General features: G+C 72.8%; 24 protein-coding genes and 1 pseudogene. 16 read left to right on the top strand and 9 right to left on the bottom strand.

Annotated elements, in window-relative coordinates; genetic code table 11:
- Positions 1-136 (top strand): annotated as a pseudogene (locus HHX30_RS42235) (IS110 family transposase); the annotation flags it as partial.
- A 16-nt stretch (positions 137-152) separates the two neighbouring features.
- On the opposite strand, the gene HHX30_RS36555 reads toward HHX30_RS42235, so the two are convergent.
- Entirely contained in the window at positions 153-917 is a 765-nt protein-coding gene (locus HHX30_RS36555) for a TSUP family transporter (protein WP_169988297.1), read from the bottom strand.
- A 46-nt stretch (positions 918-963) separates the two neighbouring features.
- Positions 964-1,848, bottom strand: coding sequence for a DUF2268 domain-containing protein (locus HHX30_RS36560; protein ID WP_169988299.1), 885 nt, complete (start codon positions 1,846-1,848; stop codon positions 964-966).
- A gap of 117 nt (positions 1,849-1,965) precedes the next feature.
- Here HHX30_RS36560 and HHX30_RS36565 point away from each other — a divergent pair, with 117 nt between their 5' ends.
- Genes HHX30_RS36565 through HHX30_RS36580 form a run of 4 tightly spaced genes read left to right on the top strand, consistent with a single transcriptional unit; the run spans position 1,966 to position 6,300 of the window.
- The gene (locus tag HHX30_RS36565) at positions 1,966-2,919 is read left to right on the top strand and encodes a hypothetical protein (protein ID WP_169988301.1); all 954 of its coding nucleotides are present in this window, start codon (positions 1,966-1,968) and stop codon (positions 2,917-2,919) included.
- Positions 2,920-2,946: 27 nt separating this feature from the next.
- Entirely contained in the window at positions 2,947-4,260 is a 1,314-nt protein-coding gene (locus HHX30_RS36570; RefSeq protein WP_169988303.1) for an alpha-amylase family protein, read from the top strand.
- A gap of 43 nt (positions 4,261-4,303) precedes the next feature.
- The gene (locus HHX30_RS36575) at positions 4,304-5,656 is read left to right on the top strand and encodes a sensor histidine kinase (RefSeq protein ID WP_169988305.1); all 1,353 of its coding nucleotides are present in this window, start codon (positions 4,304-4,306) and stop codon (positions 5,654-5,656) included.
- The gene (locus HHX30_RS36580) at positions 5,653-6,300 is read left to right on the top strand and encodes a response regulator transcription factor (RefSeq protein WP_169988307.1); all 648 of its coding nucleotides are present in this window, start codon (positions 5,653-5,655) and stop codon (positions 6,298-6,300) included. Before HHX30_RS36575 ends, HHX30_RS36580 begins: the two co-directional genes overlap by 4 nt.
- A 135-nt stretch (positions 6,301-6,435) precedes the next feature.
- Here HHX30_RS36580 and HHX30_RS36585 read toward each other — a convergent pair whose 3' ends face one another.
- The gene (locus tag HHX30_RS36585; protein ID WP_249350837.1) at positions 6,436-7,212 is read right to left on the bottom strand and encodes a hypothetical protein; all 777 of its coding nucleotides are present in this window, start codon (positions 7,210-7,212) and stop codon (positions 6,436-6,438) included.
- Positions 7,213-7,318: 106 nt separating this feature from the next.
- Here HHX30_RS36585 and HHX30_RS36590 point away from each other — a divergent pair, with 106 nt between their 5' ends.
- Genes HHX30_RS36590 through HHX30_RS36600 form a run of 3 tightly spaced genes read left to right on the top strand, consistent with a single transcriptional unit; the run spans position 7,319 to position 10,223 of the window.
- A complete protein-coding gene (locus HHX30_RS36590; RefSeq protein ID WP_169988311.1) occupies positions 7,319-8,362 on the top strand; it encodes a MoxR family ATPase in 1,044 nt (347 codons plus the stop codon).
- Positions 8,359-9,279, top strand: coding sequence for a DUF58 domain-containing protein (locus tag HHX30_RS36595; protein WP_169988313.1), 921 nt, complete (start codon positions 8,359-8,361; stop codon positions 9,277-9,279). Before HHX30_RS36590 ends, HHX30_RS36595 begins: the two co-directional genes overlap by 4 nt.
- Positions 9,276-10,223 carry a VWA domain-containing protein gene (locus HHX30_RS36600; RefSeq protein ID WP_169988315.1) on the top strand — a complete coding sequence of 316 codons (948 nt, stop codon included), beginning with the start codon at positions 9,276-9,278 and terminating at the stop codon, positions 10,221-10,223. Before HHX30_RS36595 ends, HHX30_RS36600 begins: the two co-directional genes overlap by 4 nt.
- A 51-nt stretch (positions 10,224-10,274) precedes the next feature.
- On the opposite strand, the gene HHX30_RS36605 is transcribed toward HHX30_RS36600, so the two are convergent.
- The 4 genes from HHX30_RS36605 to HHX30_RS36620 all read right to left on the bottom strand — a co-directional run bounded on the left by HHX30_RS36605 (position 10,275) and on the right by HHX30_RS36620 (position 15,320).
- Positions 10,275-11,771, bottom strand: coding sequence for a M28 family metallopeptidase (locus HHX30_RS36605; RefSeq protein WP_169988317.1), 1,497 nt, complete (start codon positions 11,769-11,771; stop codon positions 10,275-10,277).
- Positions 11,772-12,096: 325 nt separating this feature from the next.
- On the bottom strand, positions 12,097-13,650 hold the full coding sequence (locus tag HHX30_RS36610) for a hypothetical protein (protein ID WP_211593253.1): 1,554 nt from the start codon (positions 13,648-13,650) through the stop codon (positions 12,097-12,099).
- A 273-nt stretch (positions 13,651-13,923) separates the two neighbouring features.
- Positions 13,924-14,802 carry a hypothetical protein gene (locus HHX30_RS36615; RefSeq protein WP_169988319.1) on the bottom strand — a complete coding sequence of 293 codons (879 nt, stop codon included), beginning with the start codon at positions 14,800-14,802 and terminating at the stop codon, positions 13,924-13,926.
- Positions 14,802-15,320 (bottom strand): RNA polymerase sigma factor, encoded by a 519-nt coding sequence (locus tag HHX30_RS36620; protein ID WP_169988320.1) that lies wholly within the window; start codon positions 15,318-15,320, stop codon positions 14,802-14,804. Before HHX30_RS36620 ends, HHX30_RS36615 begins: the two co-directional genes overlap by 1 nt.
- A 169-nt stretch (positions 15,321-15,489) precedes the next feature.
- On the opposite strand from HHX30_RS36620, the gene HHX30_RS36625 reads away from it, so the two are divergent.
- Positions 15,490-16,110 (top strand): methyltransferase, encoded by a 621-nt coding sequence (locus HHX30_RS36625; protein WP_169988322.1) that lies wholly within the window; start codon positions 15,490-15,492, stop codon positions 16,108-16,110.
- A 7-nt stretch (positions 16,111-16,117) separates the two neighbouring features.
- Positions 16,118-16,669 carry a TrmH family RNA methyltransferase gene (locus tag HHX30_RS36630; RefSeq protein ID WP_169988324.1) on the top strand — a complete coding sequence of 184 codons (552 nt, stop codon included), beginning with the start codon at positions 16,118-16,120 and terminating at the stop codon, positions 16,667-16,669.
- 15 nt (positions 16,670-16,684) lie between these two features.
- On the opposite strand, the gene HHX30_RS36635 is transcribed toward HHX30_RS36630, so the two are convergent.
- Positions 16,685-17,248: an EF-hand domain-containing protein gene (locus tag HHX30_RS36635; protein WP_169988326.1), complete on the bottom strand. Its 564-nt coding sequence runs from the start codon at positions 17,246-17,248 to the stop codon at positions 16,685-16,687.
- 74 nt (positions 17,249-17,322) lie between these two features.
- Between HHX30_RS36635 and HHX30_RS36640 the strand changes: the two genes are divergently transcribed.
- From HHX30_RS36640 to HHX30_RS36665, 6 genes are all read left to right on the top strand, one after another.
- On the top strand, positions 17,323-18,384 hold the full coding sequence (locus HHX30_RS36640) for an SDR family oxidoreductase (RefSeq protein WP_169988328.1): 1,062 nt from the start codon (positions 17,323-17,325) through the stop codon (positions 18,382-18,384).
- On the top strand, positions 18,381-20,054 hold the full coding sequence (locus HHX30_RS36645; protein WP_169988329.1) for a fatty acyl-AMP ligase: 1,674 nt from the start codon (positions 18,381-18,383) through the stop codon (positions 20,052-20,054). Before HHX30_RS36640 ends, HHX30_RS36645 begins: the two co-directional genes overlap by 4 nt.
- Positions 20,051-20,350, top strand: a complete 300-nt coding sequence (locus HHX30_RS36650; protein ID WP_169988331.1) for an acyl carrier protein — start codon at positions 20,051-20,053, stop codon at positions 20,348-20,350. Before HHX30_RS36645 ends, HHX30_RS36650 begins: the two co-directional genes overlap by 4 nt.
- Positions 20,351-20,463: 113 nt before the next feature.
- Positions 20,464-21,261 (top strand): glycerophosphodiester phosphodiesterase, encoded by a 798-nt coding sequence (locus HHX30_RS36655; protein WP_169988333.1) that lies wholly within the window; start codon positions 20,464-20,466, stop codon positions 21,259-21,261.
- A 77-nt stretch (positions 21,262-21,338) separates the two neighbouring features.
- Entirely contained in the window at positions 21,339-22,688 is a 1,350-nt protein-coding gene (locus HHX30_RS36660) for an MFS transporter (protein WP_169988335.1), read from the top strand.
- A 125-nt stretch (positions 22,689-22,813) separates the two neighbouring features.
- The gene (locus HHX30_RS36665) at positions 22,814-23,158 is read left to right on the top strand and encodes an RNA polymerase-binding protein RbpA (protein WP_030509898.1); all 345 of its coding nucleotides are present in this window, start codon (positions 22,814-22,816) and stop codon (positions 23,156-23,158) included.
- A 60-nt stretch (positions 23,159-23,218) separates the two neighbouring features.
- On the opposite strand, the gene HHX30_RS36670 is transcribed toward HHX30_RS36665, so the two are convergent.
- A complete protein-coding gene (locus HHX30_RS36670) occupies positions 23,219-24,085 on the bottom strand; it encodes a universal stress protein (protein WP_169988337.1) in 867 nt (288 codons plus the stop codon).
- Positions 24,086-24,142: the final 57 nt, after the last annotated feature.

The following is a 24,142-nucleotide window of genomic DNA, read 5'->3' on the forward strand; positions in this document are numbered from 1 at the left end:
CCGCACCCGCGCTTACATGGAACGACGCATCCAAGACGGCCTGTCGAAGAAAGAGATCATCCGCTGCCTCAAACGCTACATCGCCCGCGAGATCTACCAGGTGATCATCAAAAACGATCATGAACGTGTCGCTTGACATCTATAGGAGCATCTCAGCTGAAGAACTGGTCGTACCCGAGCTTGGCGACCAGGGCGGCCACCACGCACAGCAGGACGACGCGGACGAACCCCGCGCCGCGGTTGAGCGCCATCCGCGCGCCGATCTGCGCTCCGGCGATGTTGCAGACCGCCATGGCCAGGCCGAGCGCCCACACCACATGGCCCTGCACGGCGAAGACGACGAGGGCGCCGAGGTTGGTGCCGGTGTTGACGACCTTCGCCGTGGCGGAGGCGTGGACGAAGTCCATCCCGAGGATCGAGGTGAACGCGATGAGCAGGAAGGTGCCGGTGCCTGGCCCGACGATGCCGTCGTAGTAAGCGATGCCGACGCCCGCCACCGCGACTCCCGTGATCGCCCGCGCACGCGTACGCAGGTGCGGGTGGGGCAGGCGGCCGAACCCCGGCCGCAGGGTCACGAACGCCCCCACCCCCAGCAGCACGACCATCACCAGCGGCTTCAGCACATCCGCGTCGAGCAGGGCCGCCGAGGCGGCCCCGAGTCCGGCGAAGGCCACGGCCAGCGCCGCGGCCGGCACGGCCACCGCCCGGTCGAGCTTCGTCTTCCTGGCGTAGGTGACGGCGGCCGACCCCGTGCCGAAGATGGCTGCGGACTTGTTCGTCGCCAGCGCCTGGACCGGCGTGAGACCGGCCAGGAGCAGCACCGGCAGTTGCAGCAGCCCTCCCCCGCCGACGACGGCGTCCACCCATCCGGCGGCCACGGCCGCGAGGAGCAGGAGCACGACCTGTCCGGCACCCATCCCGTCCCCCTTTTGCACCGGTTTGACCATGGCCCGACGAGCGAGCCTAGCGGGCGGCGGACAGCCCGGCGTTGGCCAGGATCTCCTGACGGGACAACGTCGTGCTCTCGGCGGCCGTCAGCCCTGAGGCGGCGAGGTGCGCGTCGACGATCCGCAGCCCGACCGGGTAGCCCGCGTGGTCGGGCAGGCCGACGGGCGGCTGCCCCATCGACTCCGCCGTGGCGTCCCCGTGCACGTACGCGGCGAAGTTGTGCATGCCGGTCAGGTTCACGGCCTCGGTGATCGTGGCGTACGCCGCGTCGAGCGCGGGCCCGTCCAGGGAGGTGCTCCAGGGGCCGAGACCCTCCGGCCCGTACAACTCGCGGACGAACGCGTCGGCGAGCCCTTCGGAGACGATCTGCTCGCCGAGGGTGACGGTCGGGGGGTCCCAGACGACGTTCGAGTACCGGATGTTGTGGTTGAGTTCGTGGACGGCGCAGTGCCCGAGGCGGCCGACGTTGTCCTCCGTCGGCCAGACCAGCAGGTAGACCAGGCCCTTGCCGCTCATGCCGAGGTAGCCGTGGTTACGCCGGACCAGTTGCTCCGCGTCGGGGTCGCCGAGGACGACGTAGACCTGCAGCGTCTCGGGATGCCGGACGCCGGGCACGGCCTCGCGCTGGTGCTTCCACGCGCCGGTGAGCGCGTCGCGGACCTGCTCCCACACCCCCGCCTCGCGCATCCGCCGCAACGCGGGCAGGTACCGCTCGTCGTCCCGGTCGACGCGGAAACCGGACCCCTTGTGATGCATGCCGACGACGTCGTCGACGGGCATCCAGGGCACGGCGTCCCACATCGGGCGGAGCATGCCGGTGAGCGCGGCGGGCCGTTCCGCGAGGGGGGCGGCCAGCAGTCCGGCCATCGCGGTGGCCGTGTCGTGAACGATGATCTCCATGCCGCCGACGCTAAGAGCTCACGCCACGTGAGGCTCAAGGGAGTTCCCCCGCGCGGGGGATGCGGCTCCCGCCCCGTGGGGAAGCCCGGCGAGGATGCGCCCGCGAGCCTGTTGGTCATGGAAACGGCACATCATCACCGGGAGTCCCCGCCCGGGCGCACCGGCCCGCTCACCACAGCCGCCACGACGGTGGCCGGTCTCGCGCTGGCCGGCGCCGGGGCGAGCGGGATCGCCTTCGACATCGTGGGCGGGATCATGGCGGGAATCGCGGCGGTCACCGGGGAGAGCGGAGTCGTCGACCTGGGCTTCGACCTGCCGATGGCCGCCGCCCGCGCCGCCGCGCTCGCCGCCGGCACGACACTCCTCGTGACCGCCGTACGGCGTCGCCGCCGCGCGCGCGGCGCCTGCGCTCGCTGCGGCCGGCGGCCTGACCAAGGCGCGGCGGACCACGGCGCGGCGGGTCACGAAGGACGCGGCGACGCGGGCCACGCATCTCCCGCCGGCGGGGGCCGGGAGACGTGGCAGAGGCTGAGCGTCCGCGCCGGATACCTGACCGTGCTGCTCGCGGCGGGGTACGGCGCGCTGAAGGTGCAGTGGGGCCTCGGGGGCACGGTCGGCCTCTCCGATCCCCGCGCGTTCGGGGACGTGCACCTGTGGACGCCGGGGCTGGGCGACACCGGGGTGCTGGCGCTGATCGGCATGGCGCTCGGCCTCGGTTTCGCCCGGACCTGGCGGCCACCGCTGCGCATGCCGCGGTGGATGCCGCTGACCGCCGCCTTCGTGGGCAGCGTGATGCTGATCCCGGTCGGCGTCCTCGGCACGGGACTGCGTGTCGCGGTCGCCCTCGGCCTCGCGCGGTCGTCCCTGGAGGGGGTATCCCCCTGGGTGTTCGACGTCATCTATCCCTGGTTCCTCGCCTGGGGGCTGGCGATGGGAACGGCTGCCGCCGGCTACCACTACCGCACGCGTGGCATCTGCCGCGCCTGCGGCCGGGGGCGTCCCGCCTTCGTACGGCACACCGGCACCGGGGTGCCGGCGGCACGAGAGGGGGCAGGGACGACGACACTGTGACCGGACGGGCGACGACGAGGAGCGGCTGTGACGTCATGGAGCGACCACGCGATCTGGTGGCATGTCTATCCTCTGGGCTTCACCGGCGCCCCGCTGACGGCGCCGCCCGAGGGAGCGCCGGTCCGGCACCGCCTGCGTCGTCTGGAGAGCTGGCTCGACTACATCGTCGACCTCGGCTGCTCGGGTCTCCAGCTGGGCCCGATCTTCGCGTCGCAGACGCACGGGTACGACACGGTGGACCACTTCCGGATCGATCCCCGGCTCGGGGACGACGACGACTTCGGCCACCTGGTGGCGCAGGCCCGGCAGCGCGGGCTCCGGGTGCTGCTCGACGGGGTGTTCAACCACGTGGGCAGGGGGTTTCCGGTCTTCGCGCGGGCGCTCGCGGAGGGGCCGGACTCCCCCGCCGCGCGCTGGTTCCGTCCCGGTGACGGCGCCGGCGGCTTCGCCGTGTTCGAGGGCCACGACCAGTTGGTCGCGCTGAACCACGCGGAGCCCGCCGTGCTCGACCACGTCGTACGGGTGATGAGCCACTGGCTCGGCCGGGGCGCGTCCGGCTGGCGGCTCGACGCGGCGTACGCGGTGCCGCTCGTCTTCTGGCGGGAGGCCGTCACGCGGGTGCGGCGGGAGCATCCGGACGCCTGGTTCGCCGGCGAGGTGATCCACGGCGACTACGCGGCGTACGTGACCGAGGGCGGCCTCGACTCGGTGACGCAGTACGAGCTGTGGAAGGCCATCTGGAGCTCGCTCAACGACGGCAACTTCTTCGAGCTCGCCTGGGCGCTCGACCGGCACGACCGGCTGCTGGAGGTGTTCGCGCCGATGACGTTCGTCGGCAACCACGACGTGACGCGCCTGGCCAGCAGGCTCGCCGATCCGCGGCACCTCGGGCACGCGCTGGCCGTCCTGCTGACCGTGGGCGGGGTGCCGAGCGTCTACTACGGCGACGAGCGGGCGTTCCCCGGGGTCAAGGAGGAACGTGCCGGGGGCGACGACGCGATCCGGCCCGCCTTCCCGGACGGCCCGGGCGATCTGGCGCCGGACGGCATGCCCGTCCACCGGCTCCACCAGCGGCTGATCGGGCTGCGCCGGCGGCATCCCTGGCTGGCCCGGGCGCGCACGAAGGCCGAGCACGTCGCCAACACGGCCCTCGCGCTGCGCAGCGAGGGACCGGAGGGAGAGGTCGTCACACTGCTCAACATCGGCGACGACGCCTGCCGCTTCCCCGTGGACGTCTCCCGTCTGACCGTGGCCGAGAGCTCCGCCGGGGCGGATGACCCGGATGGCGATCCCGCCCTCGTGCCCGCGCACGGGTGGCGGGTGCTCGTCCACAGGCCGTGACCGGACGGCACGGCGTCCGCCGTCACTGCGGGACCATCGGAACATGAACAAGGTCCTCGCCCCGCTCATCGACAGGGCCACCTACCGCAGGTGGGCCTGCCTGATCGTCGGCGGGGCGCTGCTCATGCCCTACATGATGGCCGGAGAGGTCGTGACGGCGCTGTGGCGCCCGACGCCGGACGTCGGCGATCCGCTGCTGTCGGTGCAGCCGTTGATCTTCATCGGGGTGCTTCCGGTGGTGGCCGCCTCAGGGCTGTTCCTGCCGGTCCGGGCCTTCGAGGTCGCCGCCGCCCGCACGCTGCTGGGGGCGGCCGTCGAGACCCCGCCGTCCTCCGCACGGCGGACCTGGTCCGAACGGCGCCGGACCGCGGCGTGGTTCACCCTGCACCTGGCCGTCGGCGGCCTGGTGAGCGGGGTGACCCTGGCCATGGTGCCGTTCTCGGTCTGGCTGGCGGTCCTCCCGCTGGCCGGGGATCACCTCGGGCTGGTGGACCGCGGGATCCGCGCCGGCCGGGCCACGATGTGGGGTCCGCCCGCGGGGCTGGCCGTCCTCGTCTGCCTGCTCTTCCTCACGGCCGGCGCCGGGGCGCTGCTCGCCCGCCTGGCCCCTGTGTTCCTGGGGCCGTCCGCGGCCGACCGGCTGGCGTCTGCGCGGCAGGCCGCGCGCCGGCTCGCGGTGCGCAACCGGCTCGCCAGGGAGTTGCACGACTCGGTGGGCCACGCCCTCAGCGTGGTGACCGTGCAGGCCGCCGCGGCCGGCCGGGTGCTCGACCGGGATCCCGCCGCCGCCCGGGCCGCGCTGGAGGCGATCGAGACCTCCGCCCGGAGCGCGCTGGACGAGCTCGACCACGTGATCGGCGTGCTGCGGGAGGGCGGGGGGCGGGCCTCGCCGGAACCGTCCCTCGACGACCTTCCCGCGTTGCTGGACGCCGCCGGCCCCGGAGACAGGCCGGTCACCCGGCGACTGGGCGAGCTGTCCGGAATCCCTCCCGTGATCTCCCGGGAGGCCTACCGCGTCGTGCAGGAGGCGTTGACCAACGCGATCCGGTACGGCACCGGCCCCGTCGAGGTGGACGCCGGCGTGCGCGACCGCGTCCTGGAGGTGTGCGTGCGCAACGAGGTCCGTGCGCATCACAGGCGAGGCCTCACCGGGCCACGCCGGCGTGGCGGGAGCGGCGGCGTGACCGGCGGGGCGGGGCACGGGCTGGCCGGCATCCGGGAGCGGGTGACGCTGCTCGGCGGCCGGGTCGAGGCGGGAGGCGACGATGAGACGTGGCGGGTCGAGGTCAGGGTCCCGCTTCCGGGGGCGGACGCCGCCCGGCTCCCGGACACGCGTGCCGAGAGCGCGAGCGGGGACATGGACGAGGACTCCGGGGAGGGGCGGACAGGGGAATGAGCACGAACATCGGGGTCCTGCTGGCCGACGACGAGGACCTGATCCGCACCGGCCTGCGGATCATCGTCGAGTCCGAGCCCGGCCTGAGCGTCGTGGGCGAGGCGGCCGACGGCGCGGCGGCGGTGTCGCTGGCCCGCTCGCTCCGGCCCGACGTCGTCCTGATGGACGTGCGCATGCCGGCGGTCGACGGCATCCAGGCGACGCGGGCCCTCACGGCCGCCGAGGGCGGGCCCAAGGTCGTGGTGGTGACGACGTTCGAGAACGACGACTACGTCTACGAGGCGCTGCGGGCCGGCGCGAGCGGCTTCCTGCTCAAGCGGGCGAGGGCGGACGAGCTCGTCCAGGCGATCCGGGTGGTCGCGGCGGGCGAGTCGCTGCTGTTCCCCGGCGCCATCCGGTCGCTGGTCGCGGCCCGCGGCGCCACCCGCGCCGTCCCCGGCATCGACCGGCTCACCGCGCGTGAGGGGGACGTGCTGCGGCTGATGGCACGCGGCCTGTCGAACGCGGAGATCGCGGCCGAACTCCACGTCGGCACGGAGACGGTCAAGACCCACGTGGGGAACGTCCTGGCCAAACTCGGCGCCCGCGACCGCACGCAGGCGGTGGTCGCCGCCTACGAGTCGGGCTTCGTCTCCCCCCGCTGAACCGCCCCTGCCCCATCGCCGTCCGTGGCCCCTGGCCTTGTGCGACGGCCGGTGCTGCGCGGCCCGAAACTGGTGAACTCCTTCGGCTTCCGCGGCCACAACGCCTCGGTGGTCCTCATCACCGCCTGATCCGCGTCAGATCGGGCCGCGGCCGCCGAAGAGGTCGTCGGGCCAGGGGCTCTCGCTGCCCTCTCCGCTGCCGGACGGGCCGGGCGTGGGCTGCTGCGGCTCGGGCGAGGCGGGCTCGGGCGGCGGGGTGGGCACGAACTGCGTGTTCGGCAGCGGGCGGGGCGGCTCCTGCTCGTCCTCGCCGTGGAACAGCAGCATCGAGACGACCAGCAGCAGCACCAGCACCAGCGTGGCCAGCAGCGTCGAGGCGAGCACGACCGAGCGCCGGGTCGCCAACGGCGGCGGGGGCGGCGCGGGCGGGGCGGGCAGCGCGGGGGTGCGGTCGCCCAGCCAGTAGTGCACGAAGTCGGGCCCGTGCCGCCGACCCGTCAAGGTGCCGGACACCGGCACCGGGTCGAGGAACCGCTCGGCCCCCGGGCCGTTCGCCACGTACGGCACGGCCACCCAGGGCGCGGGCCCGTCCTGCATCGCCAGGACGGGAGGCGTGTCGGGGGGAACCCGGCCGCGCACCCGGTCCACCAGCGAGGCCCCCCACGCGCGTACGCCGGCCCTGACCTGTGTTTCCCTGATCGCGCTGCTTTGTGCGTCCTTGATCGCGGTGACGAACCGGTCCCTGGCGGCGGCGTCGAGGGCGGCGCCGCTGGACAGGACGGCCACCGACACCACCCGGCCGTCCGGCGCCTGCCCCAGGTAGACGAGCCCGGCCGGGGCCGTCCGCAGACGCGCCTGCAGCGCGAACGGCCCCACGTGGGGCGGGTCGCCGTACTGCAGCGGAGTGACCATCCCCCACATGAAAACACACGGGCGCGGCAGGGGGTGTGGCGCGCGCCGGGACGGGCAAATGGGAGAGAAATGGATTCTCCAGCCGAGTCACGATTGAATAACGAGCATGACCGTTGCCGATGAACGCAGTGACCCCGAGCCCGGCGAGGGCGTGACGGAGCAGGAGGAGGGCGAGGCCCGGCTGGACACCCTGCGGGAGGCGCTGGGCGAGGTCCGGCGGGTGATCGTCGGACAGGAGCACATGGTCGAGCGGCTGCTGGTGGCGCTGCTCGCCCGGGGACACTGCCTGCTCGAAGGCGTCCCGGGAGTCGCCAAGACGCTGGCCGCCTCGACGCTGGCCACCGTGGTGGGCGGCACGTTCGCCCGCATCCAGTTCACTCCCGACCTGGTGCCCAGCGACATCGTCGGCACCCGCGTCTACCACCCGAGCTCCGAGCGGTTCGATGTCGAGCTCGGGCCGGTGTTCGTCAACTTCCTGCTCGCCGACGAGATCAACCGCGCTCCGGCGAAGGTCCAGTCGGCCCTGCTGGAGGTGATGGCCGAGCGACAGGTGACGCTCGCGGGGCGCACCCACCCGCTGCCCCGGCCGTTCGTCGTGCTCGCCACGCAGAACCCGATCGAGTCGGAGGGCGTCTACCCGCTGCCGGAGGTGCAGCGCGACCGGTTCCTGTTCAAGGTTCGCGTGTCCCACCCGAGCGCGCACGAGGAGCTGGAGATCCTGCAGCGGATGAGCGTGCGCCCGCCCGTGCCCAAGCCGGTGCTCGACCCGGCCACGCTGGTGCGGCTGCAGGACATGGCCGAGGAGGTCTCGGTCCACCAGCTCGTGGCCGACTACGTCGTACGGCTCGTCATGGCGACGCGCGCCCCCGCGGACTACGGCCTGGCCGACCTGCAGGACACGATCGAGATCGGGGTGAGCCCCCGGGCGACGCTGGGCCTGATCTCCGCCGGGCGGGCCCTGGCCCTGCTGCGCGGGCGCGACTACCTGCTGCCCGACGACGTCCGCGACGTGGCGATCGACGTCATGTCGCACCGGCTGATGCTCACCTTCGACGCGCTGGCCGACGAGGTGGACCCCGACGACGTCGTACGCCGGGTCCTGCAGGCGGTGCCGCCGCCGCTCGTGGTGTGGAACCAGGGCATGCGATGAGCGCGGCCAACCCCGACCAGGCGCTGCGGCGGCTGGAGCTGACGGTGGTGCGGCGGCTGGACGGGCTGCTCCAGGGCCGCCACCAGGGACTGATCCCCGGGCCCGGCAGCGAGCAGGGGGACAGCCGCGTCTACGTGCCCGGCGAGGACGACGTGCGCCGCATGGACTGGGCGGTGACCGCGCGCACGACGGTCCCGCACGTGCGGGACCTCATCGCCGACCGGGAGCTGGAGACGTGGGTGGTGGCCGACCTGTCGGCCAGCATGGAGTTCGGCACGGCGAGCATGTCCAAACGCGACCTGGTCGTCAGCGCCGTCGGGGCGATCGGGATCCTCGCGAGCCGGGTCGGCGACCGGTTCGGCGCCTACATCCTGTACGGCGACGACGTGCACCGCTATCCGGCCAGGTCCGGCCGGCCCCGGCTGTACGCTCTGCTGCACTCGCTGCTCAGCGCGCCGCCCGCGCAGGGCGCGGTGGACCTCGGGGAGGCTCTGGAGATGATGGCGCCGGCGCACCGCAAGCGCGGGCTGCGGGTCGTCGTCTCCGACTTCCTCGACTCGCCGGACTCCTGGGAGCCGCCGCTGCGCCGCCTGGCCGCGCGGCACCAGGTGCTCGCCGTGGAGATCATCGATCCCCGCGAGCTGGAGCTGCCCGACGTCGGGTTCGTCACCCTCGCCGACCCCGAGACCGGGCGCTCGCGCGGGGTCCAGCTGTCGCGCACGCTCAGGGAGCGGTACGCCGAGGCGGCGGCCGAGCAGCGCGGGTGGACCCGGGCGGCGCTGCGCCGGGCCGGGGCGGCCCATCTCGTGCTCCGCACCGACCGCGACTGGGTGTTCGACATCGCCGAGTTCGTGCTGCGGCAGCGGCGGGCCTCTCATCTGCTGCGCCGGGCCGCCGGCGGGAAGGCGGGCGCATGACGTTCCTCGCCCCCGGCTGGCTGTGGCTGTTCGTCCTGGTCGCCGCGATGGTCGCGGCGTACGTCGGGGCGCAGTTCGCGCGCCGCCGCTACACGGTGCGCTTCACGAACCTCGCGCTGCTGTCGCTGGTGGCGCCCGAACGGCCCTCCTGGCGGCGGCACGTGCCGGCCGTGCTGTTCCTCGTCATGATGAGCCTGCTGGTCCTCGGCGCGGCCCGGCCGGCCGGCGCGGTGAAGGTGCCCCGCGACCGCGCCACCATCATGGTCGCCGTGGACGTGTCGCTGTCGATGGAGTCGGCGGACGTCGCCCCCACCCGGCTCGTCGCGGCCAAGCAGGCCGCCCAGCAGTTCGTCAGCGACCTGCCCGAGCGGTTCAACGTCGGGGTGGTGGCCTTCGCGAGATCGGCCGCCGTGGTCATCTCCCCCACCACCGACCACGCCGCCGTGAACACGGCGATCTCCAGCCTGACCACCCGCCCCGGCACGGCGATCGGCGAGGCCGTGTTCAACTCGCTCGACTCGATCAGGTCGTTCGACCAGCGGGCGGTCACCGACCCGCCCCCGTCGGCGATCGTGCTGCTGTCGGACGGCGACAACACCTCCGGGCGGTCGGTCAACGAGGCCATCGACGCGTCGGTCGGCGCGAAGGTGCCGGTGTCCACGATCGCGTACGGCACGCCGGAGGGCACGGTGACGATCGACAACCGGGCGGTGCAGGTCCCGGTCAACAAGACCACGCTGAAGTCGCTGTCGGAGGGCACCGGGGGCCGGGCGTACACCGCCGAGTCGGGCAGCGAGCTGCGCGACGTGTACACGCAGATCGGCACCTCGCTCGGATACAAGGTCGTGCACCAGGAGATCACGCAGCGGTTCCTCGTCGCCGCGATCGTCGCGGGCCTGCTGGCGGCCGCCGCCGCGATCCTCCTGGGCGCCCGCATCCCCTGACCCACGGTCGTGCCCGTTCCCGGGGGAACGGGCACGATGGCGGATACGTCGCTAGCGAGTGATCCGTACGTCGTCCACGCCGGCCTCGACCAGGCTGGCGGTCGACTCGTCCCCGGCCTCGATCACCACGCGCACGGTCTGCCCGGCGAAGGCGGAGATGTCGGCGGTGGCCGTGCTCCACGCGCCGTCGCGGTTGGACGCGGCGCCGAGCTGCTGGACCACCGTGGCGGTGGTGCCGCCGACGATCCGGACGCGGAAGAAGTCGGCGCTGGTGGCGTTGCTGCCGTGGGCGAGGTACCACGACAGCGACAGGCTCAGCGAACCGGCCGGCAGGGTGATCGGCGGCGACTGGATGGAGGTGGTCCCGCCGTCGACGTCGTAGTCACCGGCCGAGGAACCGGCGAGCCTGCCGGTGACCAGGTCGTTGGTGCCGCTGACGGTGGTGCCGAGCTGCTTGGCGCCGCTGGACGACGTGGCCTCGGGGTCACCGCGCTCCCAGGTGCCGGTGGTCGCGGTGCCGGGGACAACGGTCCAGCCCTTGTCGGTCTCGAAGTCGTCCGACCAGACCGCGACGGGCGGGGTGGCGGTGGCGAGGGTCCACACGGCGTAGGCGATCGCGTCGGCGTTGCGGTCGAGCGCGGTGTCGTTGACGTTGCTCGTCGTGTCGCAGGACCGGTGGTAGCAGGCGTCGAACGCCTGGCCCGCCGTGCCTCCCCACAGGGACGCCTGGGCGCTGGTCTTGACGCCCTCGGCGCCGGTGAAGGTGCCGCCGGCCGGGATGCCGCGCGAGATGAACGGCCCGTAGTCGGAGCGTCCGTCGAAGTCGGTGCCGCGGGTCGGCACGCCGATCGAGGTGAAGTAGTCCTGCAGGACGCGCTCCAGCTGCGCCGAGCCCGCGGGACCGGGGCCCGAGCCGACGCCGTCGGAGTTGTCGCCGTCGTAGACGAAGTAGCCCGGGTTCGGCGAGCCGACCATGTCGAAGTTCAGGTACCCCTTGATCTTCGACCGTTCCGTGGTGGACAGGTTGGTGACGTAGGACGACGAGCCGCGCAGGCCGAGCTCCTCCGCGCCCCACCAGGCGAACCGCAGGTGCTTGGCGGGGGCCAGTCCCTGCCGGGACACCTCCAGGGCCGTCTCCAGGATCGCGGCGCTGCCGGAGCCGTTGTCGTTGATGCCGGGCCCGGCGGTCACGCTGTCGAGGTGGGCGCCGACCATGAGGACGTCGTTGGGGTCACCGCCCGGCCAGTCGGCGATCACGTTGTAGCCCGTCGCGCCGTTGTAGCTGAACGACTGGAGGGTCGTGGTGAAGCCCGCCGCGTCGAGCCTGCCCTTGACGTAGTTGGCCGAGGCCAGGTAGCCGGGACGGCCGTGGGCCCGGTTGCCGCCGTTGGCGGTGGCGATGCTCTGCAGCTGGGACAGATGCGCCTTGACGTTCTCCAGCGAGATGTTCGGCGGGGCGAGCGCCGATGCGCCGGAGGCGTGCGACGGCGCGGCGGGCAGCAGGGCGGCCGCCAGGATGGCGGCCAGCGTGAGCAGACGTGGTCTCATGCCGGTCCTCGGGGGGTGAGAGGGGGGTGGGCGGGCCGGGTCCGCCGGGGTGTGGCGTCGCCGGCCGGGGACGGGGGCGTCCAAGGGGGTGCGGCAGGGGATGCGGCAGTGCCGCCGGGTATGCCAGTGCCGGTGGCGCCTCCGTCGGAATCGAGGGGAGCGATTCTTGAATCGCTACCTTTGCGGAAGTTAACCCGTTCTGACACTTTCGCCTAGACCCGATCTGACGGACGTGCGCACGGAGGCGGTGAAAGTGTCAGAGAGGCCGCCCCTGTTCCCGATGATCATGTCTCCGGGTCAAGTGCCCGTGGTCAAGTGCCCATGGTCAAGTGCCCGTGGTCACGCGTCCGCGGTCGCTTCGCGGAGGGGCGCCTCGCGCCGGCCTCCCGAATGCCCGCCGTACGAGTGCCCGCCGTACGAGTGCCCGCCGTACGAGTGCCCGCCGCTGCGCCCAATGCCCGCCGCCACTTCCGATGCCCGCCGCCGCGCGCGGGGGCCGGGCGAGCGCCAGCCCCGCCGCCAGGCACGCCACGGGCACGGCGGGAAGCACGTAGCGGTGGTCGAAGTCGAGCACCGCCACCGGCGCGACGAGCAGCGTCACGGCGACCGCCCAGGGCAGCGCCGCCGTCCGCGGCCGCCGCACAGTGTCCCCCCTGCCCACCCTGCCCACCCTGCCCACAGTGCCGGCGGCGCCCATGAGCAGGATGACGGCCAGCAACGGCCCGCGCAGGTAGGCCGGGTGCTGATAGGCGATGAGCAGGTCGGCGTACGGCCGGACGGACCGCATCCCGGTGAGATCGGGGTCGTACTCCCGTCCGGCCTGCTCGACGAGCGGCCGGCCGGCGGGGAGCGGCCAGGTCCCGAGAGCGAAGCCGAACGCGGGGACGGTGCGAGCCGGGTGGGCGACGGGGGTCCAGGCGAACGCGAGCGCGGTGTCCGTCACCACGTCGCGCAGGTAGTCCAGGGGCTGGGCGGCGATGGCGCGCAGCGCGAAGGCGCGCGCCCGGTCGTTCAGCGCGATGTGTCCGCCGGGGAGCCGGTTGAGGGAGGACTCCTCGGCCCACACGTACTCCCCCGCGGCGTCGAGGACGGTGCCGTTCGGGCACAGTGGCGCGAGGTCCGGCGGAGGCTGGATGACCGCGCAGTCCGCGAAGGTCATCGAACGGGCCCACAACGCCACTCCGTCCGTGCCGCTGACACCGAACCGGCCGTGGAGCCCGCCGTACCACGTCGCGTACGCCGCGACCGGCAGCAACCCGGCCAGGGCGAGCGCGGCGATCCGGCGCCAGGGCACGCGGCGGACGGCGAGCACCATCAGGACCAGCAGGATCAACGGCAGCGCGACCGTGCGGGTGAGGGTGGCGCCCGCGAGCAGCAGACCGGCGGTCGCGGCGGCGCGCGCGGACGGCACCGGCCGCCGGACCAGCAGGGCCGTGGCGGCGACGACCAGCAGGATGAACAGCGAATCGGACAGCACCGCGTGCTCGAGCCGGAGGAACGACGCGTCGAACAGCACCGGGGCCGAGGCGAGCACGGCGCCCCAGGCGGGCAGTCCTCTGCCACGGAGCGCCGCGTAGACGATGACGCCCGTCGCCAGTCCCATCGCGTGCTGCAGCACGACGATCAGCTCGACGCTGTGGAAGGGCAGCAGGACGCGCAGCAGCAGGGGGTATCCGATCGGATGGAACCCCTGCTCGGGCCGCAGGTGAACGGCGTTGTGCAGGTAGCTGAACGAGTCGTACCAGTACAGCCGGGCGGGCGGGTAACCGAGCATCGTGACCACCCTGAGCACGGCCGCGGCGGTGAGCGCGATCGCGAAGAACCGGTGGCGCCCGATCCCGGCGAGCACCGGGAGCAGGGCACGAGCGTATGCGGGCATGACGAGACCGTTCGTTGAGGGGGAGATCCGGCCGGGCGGCGAACGGCCGCGGCGGCCGGGCATGACTGTGGGCATGCCGGTGTCAGCGCTGGAAGGCCGGCCGCTGAGGGCAGGGGTGAAGGCCCGGGCGCCGCGCCGGATTCGGCCGCGACGCCGCCGCCGTGGCAGGCGCGGGGCAAGGGGCGCCTGGAGCGGAGCGCGGAGGGGGCGCCTGACGGTCCGCGCCGCGAGCGGGGCGCGGACCGCCAGGCCGACCTCAGTGACGCCGGGGTCTCAGGGATGCTCGGCGCAGAAGGCGTCCCTGGGCCGCGGCTCGGGGTTCGGGGTGGGGTTGATCAGCATGAGCGCCTGTCCCTCCGCGACCATGACCCCCTCGTAGACGTACCAGGAAGCCGGGGCGGACGGCCTGGCGCCCTTGGTGGCGTAGGAGGTGAACTCCGCCCGCACGCCGCGCTCCCGGAGCAGGGGCAGGACCTCGGCGACGGTCTTGTTGACGTAGTCCACGCAATGGAAGGGCCGGCCCTCCATGTCGATGGCCTCCACAATCGCGTAGCGCTCCCCCGGCCGGGCGGTGCGGGTGAGCAGCACGGTCGCGTGCCCGCGGAAGTTAACCGGGACACGGAAGCCGATCGGGCAGCCGCCGAACCACTCGCACTCGCCCGGCGCCTTCATCACGGTGATGCCGCTGGTGTCCCGCGTGCCGTCGAAGCCGATCGCCCGCCCCGCCGAGCCCTCCGCCGTCGGCACGAGCCGCACCTCCACGTCCAGGCCGCGTTCGCGCAGTTCACGCTGGTACGTCGCGGGAGCGGCGAACAGGTCCCGCACCATGACGACGTAGTGGTCGCCCTCCCGCCTGATGTCGAGCGCGGCGGAGGCGGGTGCGGAGCCGATGCCGGCCGCCCCGGGCACGAGCCAGCCCACGGCGAGCAGAACGGCGGTGAGCGAGACGATCGCCGGCACCAGCCGGGGGCCGCGCAGGATGGTCCGGGCGGCCCCGGTGAGCGCCTCCGTCACCCGCCGGCGGCGGGCCGCCGGAGCCGGGCCGGAGACGATCTCCTCCAGCAGTTCCAGGGCGACCGGCGTCATCCCGGGGCCGGGGGCCGGAGCGATGCCGGCGACGAGCCGGTGCAGGTCATCGCGGTCGTAGGTCATCACGCCTCTCCTCCCGCCAGTGCCGGCACCCGGACGCCGTACCGGGCCACGTCCACCCCCGCGCAGGTCAACTCCTTGGTCAGGCGCTTGCGGGCCCGGTGCAGCCGGAGGCGGGCGGCTCCGCGTGAGCAGCCGAGCACCGTGGCGATCTCCGCCGATCCCAGCCCCTCCCAGCTCGCCAGTGCCAGCACGTCGCGGTCGTCGGAGCCGAGACGCCGGAACGCCGCGCGTACGGCGTCGAGATCCTCGTGGTCCGGCAGCCGATCGTGCTCCTCCCGTTGGGCGAGTTCCGCGCCGAGTCTCTCGACGAGCGCGCTCCTGCGGGTCTCGGCCCTGCGGCCGTTGGCCAGCACCCGCCGGGCCACGCCGTACAGCCATAATCGGGCGGACGACCCGGCCGGGACGTCGCCGATGCGCCGCCACGCCGTGGCGAAGGTCTCGGCGAGAGCGTCGGCGGCGTCCTCGGGGGTGTCCGTGCGGCGCCGCACGTATCCGAGAAGATCCGCATAATGCGCCATATAGATCTCCTCGAAGCGACGCCTCGTGTCCGAGCGGGCCACCGATACTCCCCCTTCACCGCTTTATCCGCCATCTCGTACGTGTCCGGAAGGCCGGAAGTGTTTCAGCTCTCCCGCGTCCTCGCGGGCGCGGAGATCAGGGGTCCGCGACGTTGGTACGTTTGGGCACGTGGCCCATTACTTCGAGGAGAGTCCCCAGGCGGCGAGCCGGCCGGGCTCGGTCACCCTGGTCCTCCCCGACCTGCACCTGCGGCTGGAGACCGACCGGGGGGTGTTCTCCCCCGAACGCATCGACGCGGGGACCCGGGTGCTGCTGGAGACCGTCCCGCCGCCCCCGGCCGAGGGCGACCTGCTCGACCTGGGCTGCGGCTACGGGCCCATCGCGCTGACGATGGCATCGCGGGCGCCCGGCGCGACGGTCTGGGCCGTCGACGTGAACCGGCGCTCGGTGGAGTTGTGCGAGCGGAACGCCAAAAGCGCGGGCCTTGACAAAGTAAGGTCAGTGCACGCCGACGAGATGCCGGACGACGTCCGGTTCCGGGCCATCTGGTCGAACCCCGCCATCCGGATCGGCAAGGCCGCGCTCCACGAGATGCTCACCCGATGGCTCGACCGGCTCACCCCCGACGGCAGCGCCTACCTGGTCGTACAGAAGCACCTCGGCTCCGACTCCCTGCAGCGCTGGCTGGGCGACCGTGGGTGGCCCACCTCACGGCTGGCCTCGCGGTCGGCCTACCGCGTCCTGCGGGTCGACGCCCGTCCCGCCGACATCGAGACCCAGGAGCGATGACCGCCCGATGAGCACTCCCAACCCGCGCAGGCAGCTCAAGCCGACCGACGTCAAGCGGCTCAACCGCACCTGGCGCCGCAACACGGAGGGCCGTCTCGCGCTGATCCTCGAATCGGTGACCGGCCCCTTCAACATCGGATCGATCTTCCGTACGGCCGCCGCCTTCGGCGTGCAGACGGTCTGGCTGGCCGGCAACGCCACCCCGCCCACCAACCCCAAGGCGCAGAAGACCGCGCTGGGCACCGACCGGCTGGTCGAGTGGCACGAGCCCGTCCCGGTGGCCGAGGCCGTGCGCGCCGCCAGGGAGGAGGGCTTCCGGGTGGTCGCCGTCGAGCTGACCGGCGACGCCGTGCCGCTGCACGAGGCCAAGCTCGACGGCGACGTCTGCCTGGTGCTCGGCAGCGAGGACCACGGCTGCTCCCCGGCCGGCCTGGAGGCGGCCGACTCGGTGGCCTACATCCCCCAGGTCGGCAGGGTCGGGTCGGTCAACGTGGCGGTCGCCGCGGCCATCGCGATGGCGGAGACCCGGCGGCAGGAATGGGCGTCGGCCGCCGGGTAGCCGGCGTACGGCGCCTCAGCCCTGCGCGGGGAGCGGACCGAACAGCCAGTTGCCGTGGCACTCCGCGTCGGAGCTGCGGAAGAACTGCTCGTTGGCCACGTGCAACTCCTGCCGGCTCAGTGAGCCGTTGCCGTCGAGATCGAGACGCTCGAACGCGGCGACGGCGTTCGCCTCCGACATGCGGAAGGCGCTCGCGGCCATCCGCAGGTACTCGGTCCGGGTGATCCTGCCGTCTCCGTCGGTGTCCATCAGGTCGTAGAAGGCGTCGGCGACCGGCGCGACATGGGTGTGGTAGCCCGTCTCGGGCTGGGTGACGAACCGGTCGAAGCCGGCCACGAACTCTTCCAGCTCGACGCGCTCGTCCCCGTCGGCGTCCATGGGCAGGGTCACCTCGTCCCACAGCCTCGCGTATCGGTCCCGGACCCGCCGCGACTCCGTCGAGCCCGGCGCGAACCCGAACGCGTTCACCAGCCGGTCGGCCGAGGCGGTGTAGTCCATCTTGTCGACGGTCCCGTCGTCGTCCACGTCCAGGAGCGTGAACAGATGGGCCAGCTTGCGCTGCTGCAGGTCGTTGAGCATGCACCCTCCCGAGTTCGGTCACTGTGAGCGATCGTGACTTTACCTTCCGCTACCGCTTGTGGGAAGGTGCGTTGGTGCGCGTCCACGTGATCGACGGGGCCAACGGCTTCGTGGCCTCCCATCTCATCGGCGCCCTGCTGGCCCGGGGCGACGAGGTGATCGCCCTCGCCCGCGCGTCCGCGGAGGTGGTGCGCCGCCGGGTCGCGGACGCGCTGTGCTGCCTCGGCTTCGACGAGTCCCCGGCGGGCCGCCTCCGGGTGCGCGGGCTGGCGCTGGACGAGCCGGACCTCGGCCTTCCGGTCGCCGAGGTCTTCGCCGAGCCCTGCGTCTACTGGCACGTCGCCGCGCTCGTCACCTTCTTCCCACGCCGGGAGGAGGAGCTCCTGAACGTGAACGTCACGGGATCGGCCAACGCGCTGTCCACCTACCAGCGGCACGCCCGGCCCGGCTCGCGCTACGTCCTCGTCGGGACGGCCTACCAGTGCGGACTCGACACCGAGGGCCCCGTTCCCGAGGACTGGCCGTCGCACGCTCCGCCGGACCGGTTCCGGAACTTCTACGAATACTCCAAACGCGAAGCGGAGATCGCGCTGGCGCGGTCGCGGTCCGCCCGCGAGGGCGCCGCCCTGGTGGCCCGGCTGGGCGTGATGGTCGGGCACTCCCGCACGGGGCGGGCGCTGACCGACTACGGCCTGTACGACTTCCTCCGGGTGATCGCCTTCTTCGCCCGGCGCACGCCCGGTGAGCGGGTCCGCCTCCCCTGCCATCCGGAGGCCAACCTCCATCTGACCCCCGTGGACACCACGGTCTCCCGGCTGCTCACGCTCGCCGCAGCCGACCGGGCGCGTCCGGTCTCCCACGTGGTGAGCGGGGCCACCGTGCCGGTGCGCGACCTGTTCGATGTGATCAACGCCCGGCTGCCGATCGAACTGGTTCCCGCCACCCTCGAAGAGATCCGCGACAGGCCGTTCGGCCGGTTCGAGGCGCTGGTCAACATGCGGGCGAAATACACCGCGACCTATTTCCGGCACCGCTACGACTTCGCCTGGCGAAACGCGGTGGCCCCGCCCGCCGTCACTCCCGCGACCCTCGACCGGCTCGTCTCCTGGTACGTACGGGAGGGGTTGCCCGAATGACCGACTTCGTCACCCACGTACGGAACCGCATCAGCGACGATCGTGAGTTCGTCTTCGTGCGCGACGACGGCGGCCGGAACCGGCTCACCTTCGCCGAGCTGGACCGGCGGGCGCGCGCCACCGCCGTGTGGCTCGCCGGACGCGGCCTGACCGACCAGCCGGTGCTGCTGCTCTACCCGGCGGGGCTCGACTTCACCGTCGCGTTCCTCGGCTGTCTCTACGCCCGGGTGCCGGCGATCCCCGCCCCCCTGCCGGACGCGGGCACACCGCACGCGAGCCGCGTACGGACTCTGATGCGGGACGCGGGCGCGCGGCTGGTCCTGACCGATCCCGCGCACGCGTCCGGACTGTCCGGTCTTTCGGCCCGCGTGGCCGACGCCGCCACCGCCGATCCGGACGCCTGGACTCCACCGGCCCTGACCGGCGGCACCATCGCCTACCTGCAGTACACCTCCGGCTCGACCAGCGACCCGCGCGGAGTCGAGGTCTCACACGGCAACCTGCTGCACAACCTGGAGTTGTTCCGCTCGCTGGCACGGGAGAGGCCGGTACGGCGACTGGCCGGGTGGCTGCCTCACTACCATGACATGGGCCTGGTCGGCCTCCAGTTACAGGCGCTCCACGCGGCCGCCGACCTGGTGTTCATGTCACCCGCCGCGTTCGTCGCGCGGCCGGTGCGCTGGCTGGAGCTGATCAGCCGGCACGGCGCGGACTGGACCGTGTCCCCGGACTTCGGGTACGCCTGGTGCACGCGCAGGATCACCGACGAGCAACTCGCCGGCCTGGACCTGTCCACGCTGACGATGGCCCTCAGCGGAGCCGAGCCGATCCGGGCCGGCACGCTCGCCGCTTTCGAGCGGCGTTTCGCCCCGGCGGGCTTCCGCCCGACCACCTGGAATCCCGGTTACGGCCTGGCCGAGTGCACCCTGATGGTCACCTGCGTGCCGCAGGGGCAGGGCGTGACCGTGCGCCGGTTCGACCCCTCCGCGCTGCAACGGCACCGGGCGGTCCCGGCGCCCGAGGGAACGCCCCTGGTCGCCTGCGGCCCGGTCTCCGGGCTCGATCTGCGAATCGTCGATCCGGGCGGCTCCGGCCCCGTCGCCGACGGCGAGATCGGGGAGATCTGGGTGGCGGGCCCCAGCGTCGCCCTCGGCTACCGGGGCCGCCCGGCGGAGACCCGCGCCACCTTCCGGGCGGGCGATCCGGCGCTGCACGGCCGCTGGCTGCGCACCGGGGACCTGGGGTTTCTGCTCGACGGCCAGCTCTACGTGACGGGACGGATCAAGGATGTGATCATCGTCAACGGCCGCAACCTCTACCCCCAGGACCTGGAGGAGGCCGCGGCGCGGGCCAACCCGGCCGCGGGGCGCAGCGCCGCCTTCGGCGTCCGGCGCGACGACGGCGGGGAACACGTCGTCCTCGTCCAGGAGGTGCGCCGGGGACAGTCGGGGGCCCTCGGCGAGACGGCCGGCCGGGTCATGGACCAGGTGACGCGGGAGTTCGGCATCCCGCTGAGCCTGATGCTGGTGCCTCGTGGCGCGGTGCGGCAGACCACCAGCGGCAAGCTACGCCGCCGGCACATGCGAGAGCTGTTCCTCAGCGGACGCCTCGCCCCACTGCACGCCGAACTGGAACCCGCGGTCAACGATTTGCTGGAGACCGTCGCATGAACGCCGCCTCCGAGCCGATGCCCCCAGACGACCTGCGCCGGTGGCTCACCGAGCGGGTGGCCGCCTATCTCGGGCGGCCACCCGCGGAGATCGACCCGACGGTGAAGCTCCGCACGTACGGCCTGGACTCGATCCACGCGCTCAGCCTGTGCGTCGACGTGGAGGAGGCCGTCGGCCTGCTGGTCGAGCCGACGCTGGCCTGGGATCACCCCACGATCGACGACATCGCCGCACACCTGACCGATCTCCTGTCGCGGGATCGGCCCCGGCGAGAGCCGGCGGCGGACACAGAGTGAACCGCGACACGCAGAGGCACCCCTTCGATCCCGAGCATGACAATGGACTCTTGTGACGCAAATGTTCACCTACGTGCGCTGACTGTACGGCCGGGACCCGGCATACTCCTCTCGTGCACCGCCGTTTCGCGTTCCTCGACCACCCCGGCCCACTCGCCTTCGCGCACCGAGGCGGGGCGGCGGAGGCCCGCGAGAACACGATGGAGGCGTTCTCCCGCGCGATCGAGCTCGGATACACCTACCTGGAGACCGACGCGCACGCGACCGCCGACGGCGTCCTGCTCGCGTTCCACGACCGCACCCTCGACCGCGTCACCGACCGCACCGGCCGCATCTCGCGACTGCCCTACCGCGAGGTGCGCGAGGCCAGGATCGGCGGCCGGCACGAGATCCCGCTGATGGAGGACCTGCTCGGCACCTGGCCGGAGGCGCGGTTCAACATCGACGTCAAGGAGAGCGCCGCTATCGCGCCGCTCGCCCAGGCCATCCGCCGCACCCGTGCCTACGACCGGGTGTGCCTGACCTCGTTCTCCGACGTGCGGCTGGCCCGCGCCCGGCGCGCGATCGACCGGGAGGTCTGCTTCTCGCTCGGCCCGCGCGGCCTGGCCGCCCTGCGCACGGCCGCGGTGGGCGGCGGGTACGGCAGGCTGCTGTCCGGGCTGGCCCGGGCGGGGGTGCCGTGCGCGCAGGCGCCCATCGGGTTCCGCGGCCTGCGGGTGACCACCCGCGCCCTCGTGCGCACCGCGCACGCGATCGGCATGCAGGTGCACGTGTGGACGGTGAACGACCCGGTGACGATGGCCCACCTGCTCGATCTCGGCGTCGACGGGATCATGACGGACAACGTCAGCGGCCTGCGCGACGTGCTCAAGTCACGCGGGCAGTGGCACCCGCGCCCGGCCGCGCCGTGACGCGCTGAACCCGCCCGTCGGGCACCTGCCGTCCCCCGACCGATTCGTACGACCGCCCACCCCGGCGAGGAGAGAACATGACCGCCCCCCAGGTCGTCCACGAGGAGATCCCCGAGGCGCGGCGGCGCGAGCAACGCGGCTGGTACTGGTACGACTGGGCGAACTCCGCGTTCCAGACGACCGTCCTGACCGTCTTCCTCGGGCCGTACCTCACGTCGATCGCGACGACGGCGGCGGACGGCGCGGGCGGCTTCGTGTCGTTCCTCGGCCTGGACCTGCGGCCGAAGGCGTACTTCACCACGCTGGTGACGATCTCGGTGCTGCTGCAGATCGTGGTCATGCCGATCATCGGCGCCGTGGCGGACCACACGGGACGCAAGAAGCAGATCCTGGGGGTGCTCGCCTACCTGGGCGCGACGGCCACACTCGGCTTCTACCTCGTGTCCGGTGACGCCTATCTGCTCGGCGGCGTGCTGTTCCTGGTCGCCAACGTGGCGTTCGGCGCGTCGATCGTGGTCTACGACTCCTTCCTGCCGCAGATCTCCGGCGTGGAGGAACGCGACGCGATCTCCAGCAGGGGGTGGGGCTTCGGCTACCTCGGCGGCGGCCTGCTGCTCGCGCTCAACCTGGTCGTCTACCTGTCCGGCGCGGTCGAGGAGGGCCTGGCGGTGCGGATCAGCCTGGCCTCGGCGGGCCTGTGGTGGGGCGCGTTCACGCTCATCCCGATGCTGCGCCTGCGCAACCGCCGGGTGCCCGTCCACGAGGCGACCGCGGCCCGGGCCGTGGCCGGCAGCGTCCGCCAGCTCGGCCGTACGATCGCCGACCTGCGGCGCTACCCCCGCACGCTGCTGTTCCTCGCGGCCTACCTGGTCTACAACGACGGTGTGCAGACGGTGATCGGCTTCTCCGCCACCTACGCCGACCAGGAGCTGGGGCTGAGCCAGACGCACCAGATCGGCGCGATCCTGATGGTGCAGTTCATCGCCGTCGGCGGCGCGCTCGGACTCGCGCGGCTCGCGGCCAGGATCGGGACCAAGCGCACGGTCCTGGCCAGCCTGGTCGTATGGACACTGGTGGTGGGAGTGGCCTACTTCCTGCAGAAGGGCGCGGCGATCCAGTTCTACGCGATCGCCTTCGCCATCGCGATCGTCATGGGCGGCACGCAGGCGCTGTCACGCTCGATGTACTCCCTGGTGATCCCGCCCGGCCGGGAGGCGGAGTACTTCAGCCTCTACCAGATCAGCGACAAGGGGTCGGCGTTCCTCGGCTCGCTGGTGCTCACGCTGGCGCTCCAGCTCACCGACAGCTACCGCACCGCGATCGTCTCGCTGGTGGTGTTCTTCGTCATCGGATTCGTGCTGCTCACCGTTGTCAACCTGCCCCGGGCCATCCGTGAGGCGGGGAACGAGGTGCCCGAGCACATCTGAGACCACTGGGACGGAAAAAGCGCGATTGGATCAGGTCTCGGCTGGGAATCCACACACGGTATCAGGCGTTGTACGCGGTGGCGAACGAACCCCTCGAAGGCGGGGACCTCAGGAGGCTTAAAGACATGGGCGAGCGTGCACTTCGCGGTACCCGGCTCGGCGCGACCAGCTACGAGAACGACCGCAACACCGACCTGGCCCCGCGCCAGGAGGTGTCCTACACGTGCCCGAAGGGCCATCTCACCACCGTCCCGCTCGCCGTCGAGGCCGAGATCCCCACGACGTGGGAGTGCCGTCACTGCGGCAGCCCGGCGCTGCGGGTGGACGCGGAGCAGCCCCAGCAGAAGAAGGCGAAGCCCCCGCGGACCCACTGGGACATGCTGCTGGAGCGCCGCTCGATCGAGGACCTCGAAGAGGTGCTGAACGAGCGGCTCGCCATTCTGCGCGAGCAGCGGCGCAAGAGCGCGTAGGACGCCGACGACGCCCCCGGCGGCCCGGATCATCCGGGCCGCCGGGGGCGTTTCGCGTGTTCAGCCAGCCAGCTGTTCAGCCGGCGCGCGGACGACGACCATGGGGCACCTCGCGTAGTGCAGCATGGCCTGGCAGACCGAACCGAGGACCAGGCCGGTGAACTGGCCGTGGCCCCGGGAGCCGATGACGAGCAGGTCGGCGCCCACCGACGCGTGCCGCAGCACCTCCACGGGATGACCCCGGACGACCTCCTCGACGACCTTGACGTCGGGGTAGTGCTCGCGGCGCCCGGCGAGAGCCTCCCTGACCATCCGCACCTCGACCTTCTCGTCGTCGAAGTCGTCCGGCACCGGCGCGAAGCCGCCGCCCGCCTCCAGCGGCCTGTAGGCGTGCACCACCCGCAGGCCCACCCCGCGCAGCGCCGCCTCGGCGAAGGCGAAGTCGAGCACCTTCGCGCAGGCGGGCGATCCGTCGACGCCCACCACGATCTCCGGGCGCGGCGCCGAGGGCACCTCCCGCACGACGACCACGTCGCACGGGGCGCGACCCGCCACGCCGTACGCGACCGAGCCGAGCAGCAGGCCGCGGAAGCCGCCGAGCCCGTGGTTGCCGAGCACCAGGAGATCGGCGTCCGCGGCCGCCTCGACGAGCGCCGGGCGCGGGTCGCCGGCCAGGATCGCGGTGTCGACCTCCACCCCGGGCGCCTCCGCCTGAGCCCGCCCGGTGGCGGCGGCGAGCACGTCGGCGGCGCCGTCGCGCATCCACGCGGCGACTCTCGTGTACCGGCCCTGCGGGGCGGTCGAGCACGCCCAGGCGGGGATGGCGTTGGCGATCCGCAGGGGGACGCCGCGCAGACCGGCCTCCCGGGCCGCCCAAGCCGCCGCCGCGACGCCAGCGGGCGAACCGTCGACACCCACCACGATCATGAAGCCCTCCTTCTCCCGTCCCTCCATCAGACCGCTTACCCACCGCGGCGTGCGAGC

The organism is Microbispora sp. H10836, assembly GCF_012999525.1.
Classification (GTDB): Bacteria; Actinomycetota; Actinomycetes; order Streptosporangiales; family Streptosporangiaceae; genus Microbispora.